Below are 3,156 nucleotides of genomic sequence, written 5' to 3'. Positions count from 1 at the left end.
TCAAGACATCAAGGCGGTATGTGCTGAATATCTATACCTGTAATTATGCTTACGCAGATGTTTTCCAGACTGATTTTGGATAGTGCCTACAACTTATGGGAATGATATTGTGTATTGCCTCAAGTCACATTGTGGGGTAAGGGGATATTGTAGGCAGAAGTGGGTGCTTCAAGTTCAAATTATCTGCAAATTCAGTAATGAGAGGACGTGTAAACGCAATAAGAACCTTCAAGGGCTTAGTTGCGGATTTGAGGTTAAATAAAATATATGAGAACTGCTAATATCGAATTGAATACATTGTTCAATGCCGATGTCTTTGGCCTGAAAATGTACCAAGTTATTTTTTAATCATTACTTAGTAGACCGTCTTAAAAAACAAGATTATTATGGAGTCATGCGATTAAAAGAATTAGTAGACATTGTTTTAGTAATGGAAAATGATATCAATCCCAATGATATTTATTTTGTTGACGACCCCGATGGGTATACCAATCTACGTGAGAAAGGTATGTTGTCATCAAAAGTTCTTAAACATGTTCCCACCAATGAAATGATAACTATCTTGGACAATAATGGAAACTGGTGCAAAGTACAAGTTAAAGATGGGACAGTAGGATATATACATAAGAGTAGGATCAGACGCGCTTTACAAAATGTATGTCAATAAGGTGTGCCTATATAACTTATAAAGTAGATATCAGAAAGTAAGTATAGGAAAAATATCTTACCGATTTTGCACCACTTCGTATAGAACAGGATGGTATGGCAAAGATAGAACTTTCATTGACAAGCAGCCAAGTAGAAGAGATAAAGAAAGTGCCGATAGAAAAGACGCCAATCTATATGGAACTCTTTTCTAAAGAATGGGTTAAGGATCTTAAATTATCAAAAAAGACACCAATAGAATATACTGATAAGGAGGATATTACAAGTATTGCTTTCTATCGTGACAAGGATTGCAAAGAAGCAATCAAGGGATTTGTGGAAAGTGGACAGACGATTTATGCAAGGGTAACTACTCGCGGACTTGATGACAGCGATATTGCACTATTTATATATAAGCATGGTACGGTGACAGAGGAAGAAACAAGTACCAAAGGCGGTGTATATAAGGTGTCAGGAGAAACGGATGCCAAAGGGATTACTGTCTTGAAAATTAAAACCGATACCAGTTGGTTGAAGGAAAAACAATCGGAGACCTTTGATATCTTTGTATTAGAAGGTGGTGCTAAAGAGACGGCGGTTATTATGCCTAACGGCAGAGGCTACACTGAAAGGAATACAACTAAATTCTTTCAAATGGGTAAAGACAAAGGAATACTCCTGTTGTCAATGCCGAGACAAGATGTAGAGGTGGGACAGAGTAAAACAATGGTGCAGGAAGTGAATACCGAGAAAAATAAATGTCCGAGATGCGAACAAGACATTACTTTAGATGAAATCAAACGTATTTGTGTTGATAAGAAAGGTAATTGTCTCATTAAGGACACTACGATGATTGCCGCTGCACTTCCATATCTTAATCAATATAGGAAAAAAGTAGGTATCAACACTTGTGTTTCAAAAGCACATTTCTTGGCACAGATAGCTCAAGGGACGAAGTTTTATCAGTTACAAGAGCAATTTAAGTATAGTAATCCCGAGCGAATGCGAGGTATATTCAAATCTTATTTTGAAACTTTTGGCTCCTTATCTGCACAGCAAAAGGAGGCAAAACGCCTTTCTGATTTATCAAAAGATTCCAATAACTGGGCGAAAGTTGCAAATGCTATTTATGGACTAACACATCCACTAGGGAAGAATCATACAAATAAAGGTAATGGATGGCGTTATAGTTGTAAAGGTTTCAAGCAAATTACTTGGAAAGACAATTATGATAAAATAGAGAAGTATTATAATCAATATATGAAGTTGAAGGATGAGAAAAATATTTCTTGGGTTAGTGGAGACAATTCCTATAAGTTGAAAGTGTCAGCAAAAGATGCCATAACTTCTGCATTTGCATACTGGGGAGCATGGGGTATCAATCATATTGCAAAAGAAAATAGTGAAAATTGTGTAAGAGAAGTTGCCGCAAAGATAAATACAAAATTAGAAGGCCTCAATGAAAGAATTAGATATTTCAATAAAGCAGTAGAAGTCTTATATGTAAAAAAATGTCTTAGTGGCAATTCTATATCTTCAAAAGATAGTCAAGGTACAATAATATTTATCAATGGTATGAGTCATAAGTACGGTACGGAATTCCAAAAAAATGAAAAAAATGGACTGTTTACAAACTATGTATATATAAAAATATGACATATAATAGGTTTAATAAACTTTATAAAACAAACAATCTCCCTCAAGAAGATTATTCAACTTATGTAGCTCGTGATGCACATATGACGAGCAAAAAAAGATCAACGTTAAGATATGGAACTCACAATGAATGTCCTCCGAAGAAGAAATATTATATTAATAAAGGTTTAAAAGAACAGAGCTACGATTTATACATTAGCGATACAAAAGGGATGGGAAAGTGTTACATAAACGGGCCAGATGGATCAAGAAGTGGGATTGCTATTCATGGTGGGTGGCCAGTAGGATCTGTCGGATGCTAAACAACCCATACAGCAAACTATGGGAATAGAAAAAAAAGTCAAAAGACAAACAAAATTGTCACCCAAATAATTAATAATATCCCTAATCTTGAAGATCTTTCAAAAGACGTTATTTTAGCGCAAGTTCAACATAGAACTGCAATCCCAAGTGCTGGTGTAGCTTAATAATCTATACCTGAAAACACCGAGGGGTTTGGGGGCGAGAAGCCCCCATGAGAAGAAAATCAACAAGCAATGCATAAAAATAAGAAAGGGAGACCTCTGTCTCCCAAAGATTAATTAATTTTGCATTGCAATGTACAAACAATTAACCTCGGAGCAAAGGTACACAATTTCTGTGCTACTCCAAAATAGAACGAAACAAAAAGATATTGCCAAGGCGATAAATGTAAGTGCAAGTACAGTGTCTCGTGAAATAAGACGTAATAGTGGAGTCAGAAGACACTATAATTGGGAAACTGCCCAAGCAAATGCAGTACAAACAAGGCGCAGAAAGCCAGGCAATCGTTCAGTCGACAAGGATGTCATGGAAGAGGCGAAGCGCCTTCTTATT

At 36.0% G+C, this 3,156-nt stretch carries 4 protein-coding genes and 1 pseudogene; all 5 read left to right on the top strand.

Annotated features, from left to right (window positions below; translation table 11 throughout):
* Positions 1-95: 95 nt before the first annotated feature.
* Positions 96-281: pseudogene (locus HMPREF0666_RS18340) on the top strand (hypothetical protein).
* A 113-nt stretch (positions 282-394) separates the two neighbouring features.
* Positions 395-667: an SH3 domain-containing protein gene (locus HMPREF0666_RS15515; protein WP_009013337.1), complete on the top strand. Its 273-nt coding sequence runs from the start codon at positions 395-397 to the stop codon at positions 665-667.
* 95 nt (positions 668-762) lie between these two features.
* The gene (locus HMPREF0666_RS15510) at positions 763-2,301 is read left to right on the top strand and encodes a hypothetical protein (RefSeq protein WP_157600304.1); all 1,539 of its coding nucleotides are present in this window, start codon (positions 763-765) and stop codon (positions 2,299-2,301) included.
* Entirely contained in the window at positions 2,298-2,603 is a 306-nt protein-coding gene (locus tag HMPREF0666_RS15505) for a hypothetical protein (RefSeq protein ID WP_009013335.1), read from the top strand. The genes HMPREF0666_RS15510 and HMPREF0666_RS15505 overlap by 4 nt, the downstream gene beginning before the upstream one ends.
* A 295-nt stretch (positions 2,604-2,898) precedes the next feature.
* The coding region (locus HMPREF0666_RS15500; protein ID WP_009013334.1) for a helix-turn-helix domain-containing protein at positions 2,899-3,156 on the top strand (258 nt) is incomplete at its 3' end.

Source organism: Prevotella sp. C561 (genome assembly GCF_000224595.1).
Taxonomy (GTDB): domain Bacteria; phylum Bacteroidota; class Bacteroidia; order Bacteroidales; family Bacteroidaceae; genus Prevotella; species Prevotella jejuni.
This window is presented reverse-complemented; position numbering and strand designations above follow the sequence as displayed.

Excerpts from the sequence above, each read along its gene's own strand:
- HMPREF0666_RS15515 (WP_009013337.1), top strand. The coding sequence starts at position 395 with ATGCGATTAAAAGAATTAGTAGACATTGTTTTAGTAATGGAAAATGAT.
- HMPREF0666_RS15510 (WP_157600304.1), top strand. The coding sequence starts at position 763 with ATGGCAAAGATAGAACTTTCATTGACAAGCAGCCAAGTAGAAGAGATA.
- HMPREF0666_RS15505 (WP_009013335.1), top strand. The coding sequence starts at position 2,298 with ATGACATATAATAGGTTTAATAAACTTTATAAAACAAACAATCTCCCT.